Here is a 21,153-nt window from a genome sequence, read left to right as displayed (position 1 = left end):
AATAAACTTCTTTCCTTTTTAAACTTTTATTTTATGTTGACATGATATCAGATACTCTCAACAATTCTCTATCAATTTCAGACTTTCCTTTGATAGCTTGTTCAAGAGGTGTCAGGGCAACTTTATCTGCCTGAAGACCTACCATATAATTTGACTTACCTTCTATTAAAGATTCTACTGCTTTTACACCTAAACGGCTTGCCAGAACACGATCGAAACAAGATGGAGAACCACCACGCTGCATGTGTCCTAAAACAGATACCCTAACATCATACTCAGGTAAATTAGCCTCAACGTAATCTTTTAATTCGAATACATTTTTACCAATTTTATCTCCCTCAGCAATAACAACTATACTTGATGATTTTCCTGAAGCTTTACTTTTTTGAAGTGAATCAAGTAATCTCTCGAGACCTAAATCTTCTTCAGGAATAAGAATTTCCTCTGCACCTGCACCAATACCAGCATTAAGAGCAATGTGTCCGGCATCTCTACCCATAACCTCTACAAAAAACAGACGGTTGTGTGAACTTGCGGTATCTCTAATTTTATCGATACAATCTACCACTGTATTCAAGGCTGTATCATAACCTAAAGTATGACTTGTACCAAAAATATCATTATCGATTGTACCCGGGATTCCCATTACTGGAAAACCATATTCTGAATTAAAAATTAATCCTCCGGTAAAACTTCCGTCACCTCCTATTACGACCAAAGCATCTACTCCGGCTTTCACAAGATTCTCGTGCGCTTTTTTTCTACCTTCCGGGGTTCTAAACTCAACTGAACGAGCTGATTTCAGGATCGTTCCACCTTTGTTTACAATATTATTTACGCTTCGGGGTCCCATTTCTTTGAAATCTCCTTCGATCATTCCCTGATACCCTCTATAAATTCCTATGCATTCTATATTATGATAAGCACATGTTCGAACAACTGATCGTATTGCGGCATTCATTCCAGGTGAGTCTCCTCCCGATGTCAGAACCCCAACTTTTTTTATTGTTTTTGGCATTATTTAAGTATTAAAGTGTAAAATTAGCAAACATTCACCACTTTCTAGGCGATGTTTATCATTAATTAATAAAATTTGTTAAATTCAAACGTTTTCGTTAATAAGTTTTTCAATAGCAAAAAATTCATTTAAAATAATAAAAGCCACTTATTTTAATTAAATCTTTAAAATTAACAATACATAAATGAAGTGTTATAAAATTTTAAGCATTTTGCCATTCTCAAAAAATAAATGAGCCTCTAAATTTAGCATAAAAAAAACCATTTGCCTTAGCAAATGGTTTCTTTTATGAATATTTTAAACAAATCCTTTTAAAAATCGTTATCAGGAATCAAACCCTCGTTATTATTTTGTGGCGGCGGCTTTTTCTCTTCTTCTTTTTTATCCGGTTTCTTTTTGTTTTTTTCTGCGTCTTTTTTATTAGAGAACTTTACTAAATCAGGATTTAAATACGAGTCCTGCAAATCGTCTGAAGAACTTTTTATGGCTCTTTCTAGTTTATGGTTTTTAAACAATTTGTTGACCAGCTCGCTAAAAGTATCAAAGTCGACTTCGTACGAAATACCAACTCCCTGAGTATATCCAATTCCCTGACCTATATAATTAATATCATTCTCTTTATTAAACAAACGAAGGTTCATTGTTCCGTCCTCATTAACCCTATACAGTATTTCGATATCTCCAACAATAGCAGATTCGTTAACACCACCTATCGGAACTCCTAATTTTCCGTTTATTGTAATTCTTTCGTTTACCTGAGAGGTTATATTGGCAACAAACTGACCATCTGCCTCCTGCCCTAATCTTTTATCGGCAGAAATATAATTTAAATCGATATTGACTTTATCATTATCTGATTTTATAATTCCTCCTAACAAACTGGATGCAGTTTCTGTCAACGTTCCGGACAAATCGCCCTGACTAAAACCATCTGTACTCATGAATGAACCTGTAGATAATAAATATAATGCCTGTGTCTGGCGAATATCTTTGTCATCTAACTTGTATTGTATCTCTGACTTAAGAACATTACTTACGGACGGGAACTGAATATCAAAATTAGGCTCAGGGCTTGTTAAATCTCCTCGTAAACCAATTACAACTTCTACCGGTACTTTTTTATTAAACGATGAAGTATTATCTAACAGTACAGCCGGATTTGCTGATGTTTTATAAACTGCTTCCAGATTTAACTGAGCTTTCATAGGGTTTCCTTCCCATATGATAGATCCTCCTTTTTTAACTGAGAATTTTTTATCTATTAAACCGCCGTATTTAAAATTATATGTTCCTTCGTATGCCTGGAAATCTCCCCACATATTAAACTTACCTAATGTATTGATTTTAAACAATAATGATCCGTATCCTTTTCCTTTCATACCGTGACCTGAATTACGATCTAAAATTACTTCGACCTCTGCATCCGGCGTAATATCAAAATCAAACTCGAGTTCAAGACCATTATAATTTCTTGTTTTTTCGATTATTCCATTGGCGAGGTTGTATTTTTCTTTTGGAGTTACAAAATGTATCCAACTGCTCTCTCCAACGCTTTGTGCATTGTTAATAGGTATTTTTACTTCTGTACCTTTCTCAGATTTAGCATCTACTTTTATAAATAAACTTTCTGTTGGACCTTTTATACTTGCTGTACCGTTTATAAATGCAGTACCAAAATAGGCTGCATCTTCACTATCTTTTGTATCAAGTGCCAGTAATCGTTTTGATGTAATGGTCAAATCCAGTTTCCAGTCTCCAAAATTATGATGCTCAATACTTCCGTTCAATAATCCCTTAGTACCGTATTTGGTATCTGTTAACTGATTATTCCTGAACAAGAACTTTTCATCTGTTAAATCAATAACCGTTCGGTCGCTCAATTCGTAATCTGTATTAAGGTACGGCACTGTCATTCCGGCTTTTTCTACATAAAGCCTTCCGTTTATTTCCGGTTTTTTAAGATTACCAACTACTGCGGCATTTCCGGAAACAGAACCTCTGACATTAGACAATACATCGCCGCCAACTGTGCCTAAAGTTGCCAGATTAAATCCTTCGAGTTTTAGATTTAAATCTAAAAATGTCTCTTTATTTTCGATTGCAAAAGTTCCGCTTGCCCTAAACGACTCTGTAAAACCATTTTGTATGGACGAATTTATCGTAAACTTTTTAAAATTCTCATCTCCGGAGATATCAAATTTCAAAGTTCCTAAATCTACTTTATTCAAATTAAGATGATCTATAGAAATCGCAGCAGTAGGCTGATAGACGTTCTTATTTTGCTTATAATTTATATTTCCGTTCAGATTACCATTAAAAACAAATTTAGAATTTAATGGTGTAATTTTATTTATATCGACATCTTCAAAATTCAGTACAAGATCCTTATAATCGTTTCCTTTTATAACACCGTTCAAATCAATTTTCTGATTTTCATGGGATAAAATAATATTATCAATTGTAAAGTTTTTAAAATACTGATCAAAAACAATCTGATTGTCTTTTTCCTCGTTTTCGTTCAAATACCATAAATAGTCTTTGAACTTCATTTCTGATTTCTTGATCCCAACAATGTTGTTCTTGTTCTTATCGATAGTATGATACAAATCCAGATTATAATAATCCTCTCCTTTTTCTCCACCTTTAAACTCAGACCGAACAAACAGTGTATCTTTTGAGGTAACATTTATCAAACTAAAATCACGCACTTTATAATAAGGTGTTTTTATACTGTCTAACTCAACGTAAGCATTATAAAGCGTGTTTTTATTATCAATATTAATTCGGATATTATCGAATGTGTTTTTTGCTGCTGTAATTTTCTGGGACTTAAACCTGAATTTAAACTCTCCTAAATCAGCGTCAATTTTTCCGCGCACTACCGTAGATGAATCAATATTAATTTCCGGATAAAGCATTTCTACCACTTTATCATAAACATGAAAATTGAAACGTAAAAACTGGCCCTTCTTGACTTTATAAGGCTTGTAATTGGTATAAAGACTTCCTACAGAATTCATTACGAGCTTATCTAATTGCCCAAACTGAAATTTACCTACTATTTCTCCTTGTACAACATCATTTGAACTAATGGTGATTGTACGTAATTTATCGGCATCGAAATTTGAGTTTACTGTAATTTCATCAAAAGCATACGTAGCCTTTGGATTCTGAAAAACAGCATCTTTGATCGAAACAGTTCCCTGAAGATTTTCTATAGAATTTCCTGTAACTTCAACAACAGCATCTCCTCTAAAATGCGCAATAGAATCATTTAAAAACTTTAATTTTCGCAAATCGGCATTTTCAACATTAATATGAAAATCATACCTGCTTTCGCGTTTGCTTAAATCTACCAAACCATCAAATGTCAAACTTAAATTAGGATCATTTACAGCAACCTGTCCTTTATAGTATGGTAATTTAAAGTTTCCGTTTATAACAATATTGTTATAGGTATATTTATTATAATCTAGTTTTGATATATCTCCTTTTATAATCGTGTTGAGATATTTCTCTGTAAAACCAACACCATCAATATCCAGATTTAAAGTCGTTTTACCAATATCTTTTCGATTCAGTAAGGCGCCAACATTAAAGTTATCCAAAATTATATTTCCGGTATAAGAGGCTTTATCTATAAAATCGATATTATTCATATGCAATTTAGCCTGCCCGTTACCCAGATCCGTAATCATCTTAAAATCGGCTTCCAGAGCTGTTGTCGAGACTTTTGCTTTTCCAACAATATTAAATCTGCCTACTCTCTGCATTTCTTTCGGAAGTTTTTTACCCAAAATACCAGGCAATATCACTACCAAATTATCGTAACTGGAGATTAATCTGTCAAACTTTCCATCCATAGAAAACTTCTGGGTTTTACTTCCCAAAAGATTTTTGAAATTAATTGTTCCGTTGATCTTCGAACCATTTGTATCACTTAAATTAAGTTGTTTTAAATTAAGATCATTTAAAGTTCCTTTTATTTTTGTTTTAATTCTAAAATGCTGGTTTTTACCTAATCCATCATAAAAATAACGAATATCGTTTGAAGCTATCGAAGCAGAATCAAGCGCTACATTAAACTTTACTTTATCAGTAAAATCAAGAAAATCTTCTACTTTATAATTCAGGATAGCTTGTCCGTAAATCCAGGATCTTTTGGTCTTAATGGCTAAGTCGTCAACTTTAATTTGTTTTTTGGTATAACTGAATTTACCCGCAAAATTGGACACATACAAACCGCGATGATCTAAAAAAGAGAATCTGTGAATGGTTGTATTTACATCCGGACCGTATAATTTAAAGTCACTGATATAGGCGTTTAGCTTTTTGAAATCAAGAAATCTTGGGGTATTTTTGTTTTCATCAATAACAGAAAAAGCTCCTTTAGAAATATAAGCGTTTCTGGCTGTAAGCAAAAAGTGTTTGTCAGATTTTGTTTTCTTTCCGGTTTCAAACAATTTAATAAATTTATTAATATTGTTTTCGTCCTCGTTTTTATAGGTTTTCAAATTAAAAATCATACCTGTCAAACGAAGATCCCCAAAAAGCAAATCTCCTTCTAACAATCTCTGGATGCTTAAAATATCAGTTGTAATGATATCAGAGTAGATCAACGTTTTCTTGTGATGATCTAAAATGAGTACTTTCTTGAGTTTTACACCACCAAAAATATTGATCGCTACTTTATCGACACTAATATTGGTTTTAAAATCTGTATTAAGGGATTCTGTAATATAATGTGCAATTTTTGTCTGCACAACCGGCAAAGCCAGAATGATAGCGAGTGCCAACAAAAGTAAAATCAACCCAATTAGGGTTCGTGATATTATTTTCTTTACTTTTTTGATAGCTGCTTTTATTTTAGTTTTCTTTTAAATTTATTTTGAACAGGCAAAGAACGACTGTTTTTGATAAAAATTCTTTAATTTTGGCTTCTCTTATAACAAAAGAAAATCAAATATTTGATTTGTCAAATATAATTCAAAATTCGTGCCTTTATATGCAAAATTCAGAGGTTTTTATTCTTGCCATCGAAAGTTCATGCGATGATACTGCCGCCGCAGTTTTACATAACGACAAAGTACTCTCAAATGTTGTGGCAAATCAGTTAATACACACTCAATATGGTGGTGTAGTTCCAGAATTAGCCTCGAGAGCGCATCAACAAAACATTGTTCCTGTAATAGATGCTGCACTTCGTAAGGCAAATGTACAAAAAGATCAATTAACAGCCATTGCCTTTACACAAGGTCCCGGCTTAATGGGTTCTTTGCTTGTTGGAAGTTCTTTTAGCAAATCATTATCACTTGCCCTAAAAATTCCGTTAATTGCTGTCAACCATATGCATGCCCATATTTTAGCCCATTTTATAGACGAAGAAGGCTTTGACAAACCTGAATTTCCTTTTTTAGCTTTAACAATTAGTGGCGGACATACTCAAATTGTAAAAGTAAATGGCTTTTTTGACATGGAGATTATTGGCGAAACTACTGATGATGCCGTTGGAGAAGCGTTTGACAAGAGTGCAAAAATCCTGGGACTTCCCTATCCAGGCGGACCATTGATTGATAAATATGCTCAATTGGGAAACCCGAAAGCGTTTGCATTTACTAAACCAAAAGTTCCCGGACTGAACTTTAGTTTCTCCGGATTGAAAACGGCGATTTTATATTTTATCCAGAAGAAAAAGCTGGAAAACCCAAATTTTATCGAAGAAAACCTGAATGACATTTGCGCTTCTATTCAATATACGATTATCGAAATTTTGATGGATAAATTGAAATTAGCGGTAAAAGAAACAGGAATCACGCAAATTGCCATTGGCGGAGGAGTTTCGGCAAATTCAGGAATCAGAACAAGATTAAAAGAAACAGAAGGAAAATACGGATGGAAAACCTTTATCCCAAAATTCGAATACACAACCGATAACGCTGCAATGATAGGAATTGTAGGATATCAAAAATATTTATCAAGTCGTTTCGAAACTTCAGCAGTAGTTTCGAAAGCGCGAATTCAATTTTAATTATGCAATTATTTTACAATCCTGACATCGATGAATCAACTGAAAGTTTTTCTTTTGATAAAGAAGAAAGCCGACATATTATAAAGGTTTTACGAAAGAGAGATTCAGACATTTTACATGTTACAAACGGTTTGGGTTTGTTGTTCGAAACTGAAATTACATTGGCATCTGACAATAAATGTATTGTCAATGTACTCTCTATTAAGAAAGCTGACGAACCAAAATTTCGCTTGCATTTGGCCGTTGCACCGACCAAAATGAACGATCGTTTTGAATGGTTTCTGGAAAAAGCTACTGAAATTGGAATTCAGGAAATTACTCCAATTATTTGTGATCGTTCTGAGCGAAAGGTAATTAACCAGGACCGTTTTGAAAAGATTATTTTATCTGCGATGAAACAGTCTAACGAAACTTATTTGCCTAAATTAAATCAAGCGATTTCGTTTAAGGAATTTGTTAAGCAACAAAATGAAGGTTTACAATTGATCGCACATTGTGAAGAGACAGATAAAAAAACATTGAAAGAAATCCTGAAACCTAATGAGAGTGTGACTATGCTGATTGGTCCTGAAGGTGATTTTTCTGAAAAAGAAATTGCACTGGCTTTAGAAAACAATTATCAGCCTGTTTCTTTAGGGAATACCCGTTTAAGAACTGAAACTGCTGCAATTGTAGCATGTCACAGTGTGGTATTTTTTAATGAAAGTTCGAATTAAAGACAATTATTAAAGTAAGATGTCATTTCGACGAAGGAGAAATCGCACTAGAAACTCTACAAAGAAAGTCGTCAATCTTTGTCGAATCCCGCGTGCGATTTCTCCTTCGTCGAAATGACAAAAAAATATATTTATATGAAAAGAATATTTTACTTATTGTTACTTGTTTCAGTTTCTTCCTTTTCACAAGAAATTGCTTTGCTAAAGTATAGCGGAGGTGGTGACTGGTATGCAAATCCTACTTCATTGCCTAACCTGATCAAGTTTTGTAATGCCAATATCAATACCAGAATAAAAGCAAAACCATCGACTGTTGAACCCAGTAATCCTGATTTGCTTTCGTATCCTTTTGTGCATATGACAGGACATGGTAATGTTGTTTTTAGTGACGCTGACGTTAGCAACCTTAGAAATTATCTTAATGGCGGCGGATTTCTTCATATTGATGATAATTACGGAATGGACCAATATATTCGAAAAGAAATAAAAAAAATATTCCCCAATAATAATTTGATCGAAATTCCGGCAAATCATCCCATATTTCAAAAACCATATCCTTTTCCTAACGGATTGCCCAAAATTCATGAACATGACGGGACACGTGCGCAGGCTTTTGGTATTTTTGTAGAAAACAAATTAGTACTCTTATATACCTACGAATGCGATTTAGGCGATGGCTGGGAAGATGCCGAAGTTCATAATGATCCTCTCGCTGTTAGGGAAAAAGCCCTGAAAATGGGCGCCAATATTATCAATTATATCTTTACCAACTAAAATCAAAACAGTGCAGCTTACTCACGAAGAAAATCAGTTTGAAAGAAAAACATTTCCGATAACATTGGTTTGTGACCATATTTATTTTCAGCAGAATATTGGATCGCTTTTTAGAATCAGCGAAGCATTTGGCGTCGAAAACATCATTTTTTTAGGAAAAGATATTCCGCTCACTCCCAGAAAAATCAATAAAACCTCAAGAAGTACGCATCTTCATGTACCTCACTCTATAATCGAAAAAACAACTGATCTTGTTGATTATTTACTTCAGAATAACTTTGAAATTATCGCTTTGGAAATTGCGAGCAATAGCAAACCTCTAAAAGAAGTTGTAATTCCTGACAATCAAAAAATTGCACTTTTGATAGGAAGTGAAATTGATGGAATTTCTGATGAACTTTTAAAAATTTCGAACCAAATTGTCCACATTAATATGTTCGGAAATAACTCAAGTATGAATGTTGTACAAGCAGCAAGCATTGCTTTGTACGAATTTACTTCTTAATAATTTTGTCTTTATTTTTGTAAGAACTAGACTATATAAGGGATTGTAAAAATTCTGACAAATAATGTATTGTAAAAATTTTGCTACAATATATTTTTGTTATAAAATTGCGATATAAATACCATATTTTAATTTTTTATAACAAAAACCCAAATTATTATGAAAAAAGTTCTTATTACCGCATTTACAGCATTCGTGCTGTTTTCTTGTCAAAATGACTCAACAGAATCATCAGATTCAAATGTTAGTGCTATTGCCCAACGTGGCTGTGCGACTCAGGAAGTTTTTGAAGCTCAACTAAAAGCTGATCCTACCTTAGCCATTAGAATGAATGAAATCGAAGCTTTTACCAGTAAAAGTATCCTGACTAATCGTCTTGTAAATGGTAAAATTGAAATTCCGGTAGTGGTTAATGTTTTATACAGAACTGCTGCAGAAAACATTTCGGATGCGCAAATTCAATCTCAAATCGATGTTTTAAACAAAGATTTCAATGCCTTAAATTCAGATTACAATAGTGTTCCTGCTCTATTTTCTGGCGTAAAGGCGAATGTAGGAATTACATTTGTTCTGGATCAGATTATTAGAAAATCTACGACCAAAACTTCCTGGGGAACAAATGATGCTGTCAAGAAAGTGGCACAAGGTGGTTTAGCACCAACTTCACCAACAACAAAACTTAACTTATGGGCTTGTACCATTGGTGGCGGAATTTTGGGTTATGCTCAATTTCCCGGAGGCGCAGCGGCTACAGACGGAGTTGTAATTGATTCTAAGTATCTTGGTCTGGCCGGTTCAGGCAGTGCTCCTTATAACTTAGGAAGAACTGCTACGCACGAAGTAGGTCACTGGATGAATCTACGTCATATCTGGGGAGACGCAAATTGCGGAAGCGATTTAGTAAGTGATACTCCAACTCATAATACAGCAAATTACGGTGTTCCTGCTTATCCTCACTACAGTACTTGCACAGGAACTCCTGTAGAAATGACTATGAACTACATGGATTATGTTGATGATAATGCAATGTATATGTTCTCTCAGGGACAAAAAACCAGAATATCTGCAATATTCGTTACAGGTGGTCCTAGAGCCGCTTTTGGAATCTAAAAAAAACAGATTAAAATAATATGCTGAAAAGCGGGATGATATCATCTCGCTTTTTTTTGTTTAAGCCCCTGTTTTAAAAGCTTTTTTCCTATATTTATATCCTAAAATCGAATCATGATAACATCAAAAATCATTTCTAACGGAATATTAAGAGCTTTAGCAACAATAATTGTCATTCTAAGCATTCTATATTTTCTGTATGAAATACAAACTGTAATTGTTTACTTGTGTATCTCATTGCTATTGTGCCTTATTGCCAATCCTTTGATACAATTTTTAAAGCATAAATTAAAATTTAGCAACTCCTTGGCGGCTATCACTGCCCTTGTTATTTTTATATTGTCAATAGTAGGCTTTATATTATTATTTGTGCCTTTAATTATTACGCAGGCTAATAATTTATCTTTACTGGACACGCATAGTTTGCAGCAGCAATTTATTGAAACAGAAAAAAGCATCGAAGCTTATTTCAATATCCAGCACATGGATTTGAATAAGGTCCTGAAAGATTCTAAAATAACATCAATAATCGATTTTACTTATTTTACAGGTTTTCTAAATTCAATTTTAGGATTTATGGCAAATATGGGAATGGGTTTGGTATCTGTATTCTTTATCACATTTTTCTTTATTAAAGATCAGGATGCTTTTAAGGTGAGTGCCAGAAAAATTCTTCCTGATACAAACGAGGATAAGATTTTAAATTCTATTACTAAGATTAATCACTTTTTAACACGCTATTTTATTGGTTTGCTACTTCAGTTAACGGTTGTATTCATTTTGTACTTAATTGTTTTAATGATTTTTGGAAATCAAAATGCTTTTGTTATTGCTTTTTTATGTGCCATCTTGAATATTATTCCGTACATAGGACCAATCATAGGAACTACTTTAGCGGGAATTTTAACAATGATTAGTATGATAGGAAGCGATTTTCAAACAGAAATTCTACCCAGAACAATTTATGTTATCATAGGCTTTTTAGTCGTTCAGGCAATTGATAATAATGTGAGTCAGCCTATAATTTCATCAAAAAGTGTAAATTCGCACCCGTTAGAAATATTTCTGGTTACTTTGATTAGTGGAATTACTTTTGGAATCGTTGGGATGATTATTGCCATTCCTGTTTTTACGATGGTGAAGGTAATTTTGAAAGAATTTTTTCCTAACAACAAAATTGTCTCCGTATTAACCGAAAGAATCTAACAGTGAACACTTCTATTTTGCACCCTAATATTCAGGAATTTATAACTCTAAGTAGTGGTGCTTCGATTGCAAAATTAGCCCTTCAGAAAAATCCGTTTCCTGAAATTGACTGGATTTTAATTTTAAATCAGATAGAAGCGAAATCTAAAGCCAAAGATAAATTACCTACCTGGTATCTGACTGAAAATATTATTTACCCAACTAAGGTTTCTGTTGAACAAACCTCATCTGAAAAAACAGCGGCTTATAAGGCTTCTTTAATTTCAGGTGAAAGTTTAATAGATCTCACGGGAGGTTTTGGCGTCGATGATTTTTATTTCTCTAAAAGATTCAAGAGTATAGCACATTGCGAAATCAACGAGGATTTATCTGCTATTGTAGAGCATAATTTCGAACAGCTTAAAGTTAACAATTGTACGTTTTATGCCAATGATTCTACAAATGTATTAAATGAACTAAACCAGAAATGGGACTGGATGTATATTGATCCTTCGCGCAGAAATGATGCAAAGGGCAAAGTTTTTATGCTTAAAGATTGTTTGCCGAACGTTCCGGAATTGTTGGATTTTTATTTTGAAAAAACAGATTCAATTTTAATAAAAACGGCTCCGTTATTAGATCTCTCGGCTGGTTTATCTGAACTTAAATTCGTTAAAAACATTCATATTATTGCACTTGAGAATGAAGTAAAAGAATTGCTCTTTGAAATTCATAACCACTACTCGGGCAAAATCACGATCAAGACTGCTAATATTTTAAAGGATAAAATAGAAAATTTTGAATTTTCTTTAGGTGACGAAACTGTATTTGCTCATTATCATTTGCCTCAAAAATATGTCTATGAGCCTAATGCCGCTATTATGAAATCCGGTGGTTTTGATGAAGTAAGTGTTATTTTTAATATCAATAAACTTCATAAACACTCTCATTTATATACTTCAGATGATTTAATTGATTTTCCGGGACGTACTTTTCAAATCGAAAAAGTGATTCCGTACAGCAAAAACGAAATGAAAACTACGCTCTCTAATCAGCAAGCGAATATCACAACACGAAATTTTCCGGACACGGTGGAAAACATCCGCAAGAAGTGGAAAATAAAAAATGGGGGAAATTTGTATTGTTTTTTTACAACTGATAAAAATGATAGCAAAATAGTTTTAATTTGCAGAAAAATTACTTAAATATGAAACAACTAATTACACTAACCTTTTTCTTCTTAACCATTACGGCATTTGCTCAAAAACCATGTGAATACAGTACAAATGTAAACGACTCTATTGGCAGCTATAAAGTAACTAACGAATACCTTATCAGCGAAAAATATTTTGGGGGAACATTTGATTATATCTTCTTTTCGCTGGCACAAACAGATGGTTTGCCAACACTAAATTTACAGCTTATCCAGAAAAGCAAAGATTTTATAAAAGCAAATTGCTTTGATAAAAACTCTAAAGTTTTTCTACAATTAGAAAACGGAAAAATAGTGACGTTAATTCATATCGACAGGGAAAATTGCGGTACGCTTATTCACGACGACAAAGGTTTTGATAATCGTATCAATACCGGAATTTTTATGTTTAAAAAAGAAAATTATGAAGAGTTAAAAAAATCTCCTGTTTCAATCATGCGAATCAAATACCTGACGACTACAGAAGATTATATTGTAAAAAGAGAATTAACTTCTGAGCTAAACGCAAAGGTTTATCACCCCAATACTTACTTTATGGAGAATATGAGATGTGTTGAATAATTAATCACATTTCCATTTCTGATTTGAAACTTTATCATTCAAACCTGCTTTTAAATTATAATGCCACCATTCTGAATCAAAAGAATTGAAACCGTTTTTTATCATTACCGTTTTAAGATATTTTCTATTTGCTTTTACAGATACAGGTAGTTTAGTATAATTATGGCTCGCCTGAATACCAAAGAAATCAAAATCGGTTCCCATTTCAAGTTCAATCCCATAAGCATTTACAACAGTAATATCTACGGCTCCTCCTCTATTGTGAATGGAGCCTTTTTTAGGATCTGCAACATACTTGGGGTTGGATACGATCTCCCACATTTTTTTTTGAATAGACAAAGGTCGGTAACAATCGAAAAGTTTTATTTTGCATCCCTGTTTCATAAATTCTTTGTTTGCTGCAATTAAGGCCTTAACTGTCTTGTAACGCAACAGGCATTCTGCACAATCATAGACTTTTGCTTTTAGAAAATTATCTTCGGTTGCATACTTCATATCGTAGATAAAATCGTTGCTATACTCTTTTAAATTCACAAAAGTTGTATCTGCAATTTCCTGTGTCGTTTCACTTGAATATGCTTCGTTTTGAGCTTTTACAGATACTCCAAACAAAATAAATCCTAAGAATAATAAAAGCTGAAGTTTTGAAGATGTGCTTATTTTCATTGCAAAAATGTATAGTTTAATGTAAATATAAAGATAAAAGTGCTGAACAGAAAAACCTGACTCGCACAAATACGGCTGTTATTAAGCATAAAGCGAATTTTAAGTATGCTGTTGTTCTCTAAAAAAAGCTCCACTTTTTATTAGTCTTTGTACTTTAAACGATGGTCTTTAATTATTTTTTGGCTTTTCAGTTTTATATTTTTAGATAATTGTTTCCAATTCTCATCGTATTCAACTCTATAAACATCGTCTTCATTTCCGGAAGGATAATAAGCTGTTGCTTTTGACTTTGTAAAACTCTGATTGCCTGACTTACCAGGAATGGTATAAATAATCTGCTTAAAAGGTTTTGCATCTAATCCATCACTATCTCCCATATACGATAAATAAAATTCAGGCTTTCCGTCTTTGTCTTCGTCACTGATGGTACAGTTTTCATAATTGAATTCCGGCCAGTACACTACATTACCAAAATCCTGAAATTTAGCTTTTTCAAGTATTCCTCCATGATCGTGCAACAATACAAAAGCATACAAATTATGCTCGCTATAAATTATAGTATCCTGAGGTTTTCCTGTCATATCGCTATGTTTCCAGGTTCCCTCTTCGTGATTCCATTTTTTTGTTTTAAAATTGTAGACCTCGCCAACGCCTCCGTTTTTATAATCAATGGTACGACTGAGTTTATTTATTTTCTTTTTAAAAACGAATTCAAAATGACCATATTCACTTTCGCAACGTACAATCATGCTCGTTTTTCCATATAATTTACTCTCATAGTTAAATTCAGCATCCGGAACAGCTTTCCTGTATTTAATTGAATCTTTTGGATAATAACGCTGTACCAGCAGAGATTTTGTTTGCGCTATTGTAAAATTTATAAAAAATAGTAACGCAATACTAAAAAGGTAATTTGAGATTAATTTCATTCTTTTCAATTCTGATTTTTCAAATTAATAACCACGGCTTTATTAAAGTTCGAAATTAGTTTATTCTAGAAAAATGCAACTACAAGAGTTGGTCTTTTTTATACCAGTTTAGGATATTTATTCTATGGCTTTGAAAAAATTAATTAAAGCTGCAATGGCCAAACCAATTATTATAATCCAATGTTTTAAAGCACCCGCAAATGTAAATGATTTAGAATCCCTACTTTCATTTCTCGCTTTTAACCACCATTTATGCAATTTAAAAAACCCAAATGACGTCAGGCTAAATAAAATAGCATATAATAAATTATAATTCATTTTTTTATTATTTCGTTTTCCTTAAGACACGCTACAGCTGTAGAATAAAAATTAATTCCTTACCGCTTTTAAATACGAAAATGAAAGCAACTCCGGTTTCAATTTTTTGTAATCGACAGCTAAATCATCTTTTAAAGTACTAAAATTCATTTTCTGCTTTTGAGTAGTTCCCTTTTTTACATCTTCAAAAAACGCTAATCCATTGATATCGCTGTTTTCAGTATAATCAGCCGAAATATTTAAATCCTGCAAATTATACTTCGAGTTATTTTTTAGAATTATATAGCCGTCTTTGTAGGTATAACTAACACCATTAACCGTTTCCTTCATAAATTTATTAGACGGCTGTGAAAATTTTTGAGCATACGCTTGTGACATTCCAAACGCAATAAATGCAACCAGAGATAAGATAATTTTCATAAGAATATATTTTAGAATTAGATAATCCTAATTCTTTTTTAGAATTGAGATAAGTCATTATTGACAACGCAAAATTAGGAATTAAGTTAAAATTCAAGACCTGCTAAAATTTAAATATCTCGCCTAATCATAACTTAAATTCGTCTCCCTATCCATTATACAACTAAGGACTAGAAAACGAACTAGAATCCTCAAACAATACCTAGTTATTTTATGCTATATAGTTACTTCAATTCCCTTTTTTTCTAATTCTTCTACCATTTCATTTATCTGTTTTTTATACCACCCATCAAGAAGACCGCCGATACTAATTATGCTTTTATTATCCTTTTTTTTGTAAATCCTAAATTTCATGCTTAATGAACTTGCTCCTTCAAATTCATTTTTATACGTAAATTTCAAATCAGTGTATTTATATGATTCAGTATGTTCTTTAAAAAAGTATTTATTAAAAATTAATTCGATATGTTCTTTTTTAACATTTATAGCTTTTAAATTCTTAAGAAAAGAAAGAATTAAATTTGGAAGAATAATAGTTATACACCATAAGGGTATGGCGTTAGCATATGTCAAATTACCACCAATAGCTATTAATAGGATTAAAAAATGAGAGACTAAAATTCTATATAATAAATATTTTTTATTTCTTTTAAACATCATGTCATTTATTATTTTTTTAAGATTGTCATAAGTTGAAACTCCACTATTCACAGTGCAAAAGGTAATCTAAAGTCAAATTCCATTGTATAAAACATTTTTCCCTTGATATAATTCATTAAAAGAATTTACCGTACTATTATAGTTACCTAAAAAATTAGGCGAAGTAATACTTCCTGCAGCCCAAACTGAAGCAACATCAATACGGTATTGCTTAAACCATTCATAAACAGATTATCATCATCCCAGACTTGAGAAGGTCTGAAAACAACACAAAACTATCAGAAAATTGTTTTTTAACAATCAACTCATTCCCATAATATTTACCCACATAATCAACGTATATTTATTCACTTCGTTCTTCATTTCCTCTAGACCATCTTTTAATCTAGAAGTCCAAATAATTGTTTGATAAATCTTTTCTACTGCTTTAGCAGGATTATTAGAATATTCAGAAAAAGAAATTTTTATTACGTCATTTATCTAAACGTTGAGCTTATGAAATTTTAGATACTAAAAAATAAAAATATTATTACTGTTTTTTTTATTATGTCCTTATTTAATTGTGTTAATATATTTTTGCAGTAATAAATAATCAGCATTGTTTAAATTTTGCAAAACTAGTTTATAATGTGGATCTAATATATTTTTTGGCATAACTTCAATAACCAACTCTAAATTTGTATAATTACCAATGGAATTTATGTAGAACATTCCTAGCTCTGCTACCTCTTTCTTTATAATATAAAAAGGACCTTCATAAATTCTTAAATAATTACAGAAGTACATATATACTATATCATTATCGAAGAAAAATCGAACAAAAGATATTTGATTATTACGTTCTATAAAACCATTAGTCTTATAAAAACTTACTTTAATTTTTTTTGTATTAGGTAACAAAGTTACATCTTTAATATTCTTAGGATTTGGTAATTTTATAGCTGCCCAATATCCTAAAAAAGGCAGAGAAAAGAGAAGAATATTTTTAACAATATTAACTAATTCTTTATTAAAACTAATTTCCCATAAATCTAGTGAGCCCAATATAAAAACTAAAATAAATACAACTAAAATACAATATAATGCAGGGCGATTTGCCTGCTTTGATAACTTTATCATCTTTTGATTCTTTTAACCATTTTTTCTTATTATCAATAGGCAACGACAAAGAAATCTTCACGTCCAAACACCTAGCCCCATAATAGCTAAGATTCGTCTCAGGATCCACCTCTTCTTTCCCATTAAACAAATAAGGCTCGAATGAACTAGAATGCTCCTCAAATAAAACCAAGTGCGATGTAGTCACCTGTTGGCCAATATTTCTGTTTCGAGTTGTAATATACGAAGTACTTTTAAATTCTAAGGTTATTCGTTCTTCAAAAAAACCTCGCCAATTGGCGAGGTTTCTATCTTTTGTGGCATTTGGTAATGGTCTTTCCAAAAATACCATTTTATAATTGATTAAATTTGTTCTACTTTATATACTCCATTTCTTCTCTTGAAAAACCAGCTTTTAAAATAGCAGTAGTATCTGTAATCTCTTTTGAATAATTCCCTCTAACTATTTCTGGTGAATCTAACAAATATCGGAATTCATAAAATTTCCCAATGTCTTTAGCTGATATTTTTTTATCTAACGCACTTTCAAAAGAATTATATTTCTTGTTCAATATAATATACGAGATGAATACTGTAGAAGATTTGGGAAATCTTACAATACTGTCAATTCTACCAATTGTCGTTTCTCCATCTACTTTTAATTTATTTTCGTATTGATAACTTCGTAGCTGACCATACAATACAAAAATAAAGAATGCTAATAAAATTAATAACGGAATAATGTTTTTCTTTTTTTATCATAATTAATCTAATGCTTTTGGCGCAGTATTTGCTCCTACTCCAATAATTGTTTTAAAATATTCTTTTACCATTTGATCGGCAAAACCTGTACCTGAAAGATAATTATCAGACGCTTTTCCGAAGCGATTACATAAGATTGCTGCACCAACTTGAGTAGCCCATCTACTATCAAAAGAATATTGTTTTTGCGGTCCCTCATTTTTAATAATATTATTGGGATTCATAACCGTACCAACCTCCAAAGAATACATTTAAAACTATGTACCCTACATAAATTATTACCACTATTAAAATGGGCAATAAAAAAATATTTTTTCTTAAACTTTTCATTATGTTTATTTTAGTTCTTCAATTGGTCCTACTACAACAGTCTTAATAGGAGTTTTTTTAGCTACAATTGGATTACTTTTTAAATCTGAATTAATATTTTTTACAAATTGATTAAAACTATTAAAATATTGATTTGGTATTAACATATACATACCATAGCTACTTGCATCGAAAAAATCTAAATGTTTATCCCAAAATTGGGAATCTTTTTTTGATTGAATGTTAAGTCAATTTGCTACAACAGCTTCTATTGCTTCTTGTGGAACATCTATACATGAAGATCTAAATAAGTTATAATCTGGTAATCCAGCTTGTTTTTTAGCTGCTGCATATGCAAGTCCATCCTCAAAAGAATTCGTCACAACTTTGATCGCCCTATCAAATAAGGGCTAGAAAACGAACTGGAATGCTCCTCAAACAATACCTCTCCAAAGGCAATGTACTCCAAGTGTTGGCTAATACTTCCGTTTCGGGTAGTAATATACGAAGTACTTTTAAATTATAAGGTTATTCTTTTTTAAACGATCAAAAAACCTTTTATGATAATCTAAAACACATAAAACCACACATTTCTTGGAGGTTTATTTTTTTTATTCATTGTCGATTTTCTTTGTCAAGACAGAAAGAATTTTTACATTATCGTGGTTAATATTCCTTAATCTCGTACACATCACTTTCACTTATAAACTCTTCTATTAAAAAACGTACACGCTCTAAAGAATGAGAGTCATTACTACTATAAAGCCTAATAATTCTATCACTATCAATATTTTTCAAGCACTTCTCAGGATGTTTTTTATGAACAAAATTACTAAATGATTCAAAAAAATCAATAACTATTGAATCACTTTTACCAATTGAATATCCTTTAAAAAAAACAAAGAAAGATTCTACATTTTGAATTGAAAACATCGCCGGTCTTTTTGCAACAAGTTGAACTAAATCGATATTTTCTGTTTTTAAATTACTTTCCATTTTATAAATGTGTTAAAAAATTAATCTATTTTTTAGCACTATCGTATAATTCCCGTCCAGAAACGAATCTACGTGCTTTTGTATCATATTTCCCTAAAACCAATTATATAATCCCCTTTTGGAACCCCAATGCCTTGTCTAGTATTAAGTTCTTGTCGTTAAAAACTCCTTTATTATGCTGACCATCAAAATAAGGGAGCACGAAATACATTACCCTTTATTTTCATTAATTAATTTTGTGACAATATCTTCATCAATAGATTTATTTTCTGTTATTAATTTAAATATTTTTAAAATTACATTTAATTTGAAAGAGTCTCCAGACGCATTAAAAATATTATCGATAATACTATAGCCTATCCAATCATTTTCGGAGAATTCATACACTTTCCAATTTTCATTGTTAACTTCTGTATTTGTGAAATTAAAGTTAATCTCAACATTCCAACCTGGATTGTCAAGAGTTTCTATTTTTATACCTTGATGATGTTCCCATTCACCATCACAATTTTCCGTATACCAATTTTGAATCCAATTTATCATGTTTTAAAAGTTTAATTTGCAGGTATATCTTGACCTTGTACTGCTGGTCTAACATTTCCATTTTGTTGAATATGGGGAGTTTCTACCCTAGCACCTGTCTTTTTATTTACATGAGCTGCTCTCGAATAATCAACTCTTTTTTCTGTTTTAAAACATACTCCCTTACTGTTTTCCTTCGGATTTTTAGAGTCTACCGCGTAAGTTGTATTTCCATTATTATTTATTACTGTATGATCTCACCTACTGCTTCGTAATCAGCAGTGCTATTATTAGATCCTCTTCCACCTCCAGATGTATTTTCAGTTTGCATTAAATCAACTCCTAACTTTTTAAGAGCTGCTAAATTTTTGACTAAGTTAATTGCAGCAGTTGTTCCCATGCCTGCACCATATCCTGCAGTCACAGCTCCTCCTGTAGAAATCACTACTGCTCCCGGATTATTAAAGGAAAAAACATAAGCGCCAACATGAGGATATTTCTCCGACATCCTATCAACACCATACCAGATATTGCTCCAATCGTCATAATACCTAGCCCCATAATAACTAAGATTTGTCTCGCGATGAAGTTTCTTTCCATTAAATAAATAAGGCGAACTAAACGAACTGGAATGCTCCTCAAACAATACCTCACCAAAGGCGATGTACTCCATGTGTTGGCTAATACTTCTGTTTCTCGTTGTAAGATACGAAGCGTTTCCTAAAACATAAGATCATTCTTATAAAAAAAACACAGATATAATTGTTTTTTTGATTTTGTAAATAATTTAAAAGCTTCACAAAATTGTGAGGCTTTCTTTTATTCTAATCATTATAGATTTCTGTAATATACTAATCATTAAAGAAGACCTCAGTCAGATACAGCTACATCCCAACTTTAATCGTAAAACACTCATCATCAGAATATATTAAAGACATATGAGTTTTAAAATTTCTTTTTGTGTTGTTTATTATAGAATCCTGAAAATCTTTTATATTGGAATGAATTCCATAATATTGAACTAAAATAAATCCTTTTCTAAGGACTAAACTATCATTATAAAATTTTAAATATCTAGAATACTCTTTTCACATAGTCTTCAGCTTTTATTTTTTTGCAAGTTCCTGATAAAGCAAAATTTAAAATATATTTGCCTTTTTTAAAACGCATTTGATAAGCACTACAATCTTCTGAAATATTTTTTTCTGTTAATATATAAGGATCTGGCCTTCCAATTTCTTCATCTTTATTTTTGCATGATAGAAATAAAAAAAGAGCTATAATAATTATTGTATATCTTATATATACAAGATATATGTGTTTTTATAGTGAGGTATTTTTTACTTTCAAATCTCATGATCGA

General features: G+C 31.8%; 22 protein-coding genes. 8 read left to right on the top strand and 14 right to left on the bottom strand.

Annotated features, from left to right (window positions below):
- Positions 1-31: 31 nt before the first annotated feature.
- Entirely contained in the window at positions 32-1,018 is a 987-nt protein-coding gene (pfkA, locus tag NJT12_RS11310) for a 6-phosphofructokinase (RefSeq protein ID WP_271336017.1), read from the bottom strand.
- A gap of 311 nt (positions 1,019-1,329) precedes the next feature.
- A complete protein-coding gene (locus NJT12_RS11305; RefSeq protein ID WP_271336016.1) occupies positions 1,330-5,829 on the bottom strand; it encodes a translocation/assembly module TamB domain-containing protein in 4,500 nt (1,499 codons plus the stop codon).
- A gap of 194 nt (positions 5,830-6,023) precedes the next feature.
- Here NJT12_RS11305 and tsaD point away from each other — a divergent pair, with 194 nt between their 5' ends.
- From tsaD to NJT12_RS11265, 8 genes are all read left to right on the top strand, one after another.
- Positions 6,024-7,046: a tRNA (adenosine(37)-N6)-threonylcarbamoyltransferase complex transferase subunit TsaD gene (gene tsaD / locus NJT12_RS11300; RefSeq protein ID WP_271336015.1), complete on the top strand. Its 1,023-nt coding sequence runs from the start codon at positions 6,024-6,026 to the stop codon at positions 7,044-7,046.
- 2 nt (positions 7,047-7,048) lie between these two features.
- Positions 7,049-7,762 (top strand): 16S rRNA (uracil(1498)-N(3))-methyltransferase, encoded by a 714-nt coding sequence (locus NJT12_RS11295; RefSeq protein WP_271336014.1) that lies wholly within the window; start codon positions 7,049-7,051, stop codon positions 7,760-7,762.
- Between the two features lie 135 nt (positions 7,763-7,897).
- Complete coding sequence (locus tag NJT12_RS11290; protein WP_271336013.1) at positions 7,898-8,536, top strand: DUF4159 domain-containing protein; 639 nt, start codon at positions 7,898-7,900, stop codon at positions 8,534-8,536.
- A 10-nt stretch (positions 8,537-8,546) separates the two neighbouring features.
- Positions 8,547-9,041 (top strand): TrmH family RNA methyltransferase, encoded by a 495-nt coding sequence (locus NJT12_RS11285; protein ID WP_271336012.1) that lies wholly within the window; start codon positions 8,547-8,549, stop codon positions 9,039-9,041.
- 159 nt (positions 9,042-9,200) lie between these two features.
- The gene (locus NJT12_RS11280; protein ID WP_271336011.1) at positions 9,201-10,151 is read left to right on the top strand and encodes a zinc metalloprotease; all 951 of its coding nucleotides are present in this window, start codon (positions 9,201-9,203) and stop codon (positions 10,149-10,151) included.
- A 114-nt stretch (positions 10,152-10,265) separates the two neighbouring features.
- Positions 10,266-11,357: an AI-2E family transporter gene (locus NJT12_RS11275; RefSeq protein ID WP_271336010.1), complete on the top strand. Its 1,092-nt coding sequence runs from the start codon at positions 10,266-10,268 to the stop codon at positions 11,355-11,357.
- A gap of 2 nt (positions 11,358-11,359) precedes the next feature.
- Positions 11,360-12,541, top strand: coding sequence for a THUMP-like domain-containing protein (locus NJT12_RS11270; protein WP_271336009.1), 1,182 nt, complete (start codon positions 11,360-11,362; stop codon positions 12,539-12,541).
- Positions 12,542-12,543: 2 nt separating this feature from the next.
- Positions 12,544-13,110, top strand: coding sequence for a hypothetical protein (locus NJT12_RS11265; RefSeq protein WP_271336008.1), 567 nt, complete (start codon positions 12,544-12,546; stop codon positions 13,108-13,110).
- Here NJT12_RS11265 and NJT12_RS11260 read toward each other — a convergent pair whose 3' ends face one another.
- The 12 genes from NJT12_RS11260 to NJT12_RS11205 form a co-directional block, all read right to left on the bottom strand.
- Positions 13,111-13,776 carry a M15 family metallopeptidase gene (locus tag NJT12_RS11260; protein ID WP_271336006.1) on the bottom strand — a complete coding sequence of 222 codons (666 nt, stop codon included), beginning with the start codon at positions 13,774-13,776 and terminating at the stop codon, positions 13,111-13,113. It lies immediately after the preceding gene.
- Positions 13,777-13,916: 140 nt separating this feature from the next.
- Positions 13,917-14,705, bottom strand: coding sequence for a hypothetical protein (locus NJT12_RS11255; protein ID WP_271336005.1), 789 nt, complete (start codon positions 14,703-14,705; stop codon positions 13,917-13,919).
- A gap of 117 nt (positions 14,706-14,822) precedes the next feature.
- Positions 14,823-15,023 carry a hypothetical protein gene (locus NJT12_RS11250; protein WP_271336004.1) on the bottom strand — a complete coding sequence of 67 codons (201 nt, stop codon included), beginning with the start codon at positions 15,021-15,023 and terminating at the stop codon, positions 14,823-14,825.
- Between the two features lie 51 nt (positions 15,024-15,074).
- A complete protein-coding gene (locus NJT12_RS11245; RefSeq protein WP_271336003.1) occupies positions 15,075-15,443 on the bottom strand; it encodes a hypothetical protein in 369 nt (122 codons plus the stop codon).
- 216 nt (positions 15,444-15,659) lie between these two features.
- On the bottom strand, positions 15,660-16,154 hold the full coding sequence (locus NJT12_RS11240) for a hypothetical protein (RefSeq protein ID WP_271336002.1): 495 nt from the start codon (positions 16,152-16,154) through the stop codon (positions 15,660-15,662).
- 501 nt (positions 16,155-16,655) lie between these two features.
- On the bottom strand, positions 16,656-17,222 hold the full coding sequence (locus NJT12_RS11235) for a hypothetical protein (protein WP_271336000.1): 567 nt from the start codon (positions 17,220-17,222) through the stop codon (positions 16,656-16,658).
- A 353-nt stretch (positions 17,223-17,575) separates the two neighbouring features.
- Positions 17,576-17,773, bottom strand: a complete 198-nt coding sequence (locus NJT12_RS11230; protein WP_271335999.1) for a hypothetical protein — start codon at positions 17,771-17,773, stop codon at positions 17,576-17,578.
- A gap of 192 nt (positions 17,774-17,965) precedes the next feature.
- A complete protein-coding gene (locus NJT12_RS11225; protein ID WP_271335998.1) occupies positions 17,966-18,214 on the bottom strand; it encodes a hypothetical protein in 249 nt (82 codons plus the stop codon).
- Positions 18,215-18,298: 84 nt separating this feature from the next.
- On the bottom strand, positions 18,299-18,445 hold the full coding sequence (locus tag NJT12_RS11220) for a hypothetical protein (protein ID WP_271335997.1): 147 nt from the start codon (positions 18,443-18,445) through the stop codon (positions 18,299-18,301).
- Between the two features lie 493 nt (positions 18,446-18,938).
- Positions 18,939-19,268 carry a hypothetical protein gene (locus NJT12_RS11215; protein ID WP_271335996.1) on the bottom strand — a complete coding sequence of 110 codons (330 nt, stop codon included), beginning with the start codon at positions 19,266-19,268 and terminating at the stop codon, positions 18,939-18,941.
- Positions 19,269-19,478: 210 nt separating this feature from the next.
- Positions 19,479-19,811 carry an Imm53 family immunity protein gene (locus NJT12_RS11210; protein ID WP_271335995.1) on the bottom strand — a complete coding sequence of 111 codons (333 nt, stop codon included), beginning with the start codon at positions 19,809-19,811 and terminating at the stop codon, positions 19,479-19,481.
- 223 nt (positions 19,812-20,034) lie between these two features.
- Positions 20,035-20,463, bottom strand: a complete 429-nt coding sequence (locus tag NJT12_RS11205) for an RHS repeat-associated core domain-containing protein (RefSeq protein WP_271335994.1) — start codon at positions 20,461-20,463, stop codon at positions 20,035-20,037.
- Between the last annotated feature and the right edge of the window lie 690 nt (positions 20,464-21,153).

The organism is Flavobacterium azizsancarii (assembly GCF_027980145.1).
GTDB classification, from domain to species: domain Bacteria; phylum Bacteroidota; class Bacteroidia; order Flavobacteriales; family Flavobacteriaceae; genus Flavobacterium; species Flavobacterium azizsancarii.
This window is presented reverse-complemented; position numbering and strand designations above follow the sequence as displayed.

Coding starts and splice junctions, on each gene's coding strand:
- pfkA (WP_271336017.1), bottom strand. CDS start 1,018: ATGCCAAAAACAATAAAAAAAGTTGGGGTTCTGACATCGGGAGGAGAC.
- tsaD (WP_271336015.1), top strand. CDS start 6,024: ATGCAAAATTCAGAGGTTTTTATTCTTGCCATCGAAAGTTCATGCGAT.
- NJT12_RS11295 (WP_271336014.1), top strand. CDS start 7,049: ATGCAATTATTTTACAATCCTGACATCGATGAATCAACTGAAAGTTTT.
- NJT12_RS11290 (WP_271336013.1), top strand. CDS start 7,898: ATGAAAAGAATATTTTACTTATTGTTACTTGTTTCAGTTTCTTCCTTT.
- NJT12_RS11280 (WP_271336011.1), top strand. CDS start 9,201: ATGAAAAAAGTTCTTATTACCGCATTTACAGCATTCGTGCTGTTTTCT.
- NJT12_RS11275 (WP_271336010.1), top strand. CDS start 10,266: ATGATAACATCAAAAATCATTTCTAACGGAATATTAAGAGCTTTAGCA.
- NJT12_RS11265 (WP_271336008.1), top strand. CDS start 12,544: ATGAAACAACTAATTACACTAACCTTTTTCTTCTTAACCATTACGGCA.
- NJT12_RS11260 (WP_271336006.1), bottom strand. CDS start 13,776: ATGAAAATAAGCACATCTTCAAAACTTCAGCTTTTATTATTCTTAGGA.
- NJT12_RS11255 (WP_271336005.1), bottom strand. CDS start 14,705: ATGAAATTAATCTCAAATTACCTTTTTAGTATTGCGTTACTATTTTTT.
- NJT12_RS11250 (WP_271336004.1), bottom strand. CDS start 15,023: ATGAATTATAATTTATTATATGCTATTTTATTTAGCCTGACGTCATTT.
- NJT12_RS11245 (WP_271336003.1), bottom strand. CDS start 15,443: ATGAAAATTATCTTATCTCTGGTTGCATTTATTGCGTTTGGAATGTCA.
- NJT12_RS11235 (WP_271336000.1), bottom strand. CDS start 17,222: ATGATAAAGTTATCAAAGCAGGCAAATCGCCCTGCATTATATTGTATT.
- NJT12_RS11225 (WP_271335998.1), bottom strand. CDS start 18,214: ATGTATTCTTTGGAGGTTGGTACGGTTATGAATCCCAATAATATTATT.
- NJT12_RS11220 (WP_271335997.1), bottom strand. CDS start 18,445: ATGTATATGTTAATACCAAATCAATATTTTAATAGTTTTAATCAATTT.
- NJT12_RS11215 (WP_271335996.1), bottom strand. CDS start 19,268: ATGGAAAGTAATTTAAAAACAGAAAATATCGATTTAGTTCAACTTGTT.
- NJT12_RS11210 (WP_271335995.1), bottom strand. CDS start 19,811: ATGATAAATTGGATTCAAAATTGGTATACGGAAAATTGTGATGGTGAA.
- NJT12_RS11205 (WP_271335994.1), bottom strand. CDS start 20,463: ATGGAGTACATCGCCTTTGGTGAGGTATTGTTTGAGGAGCATTCCAGT.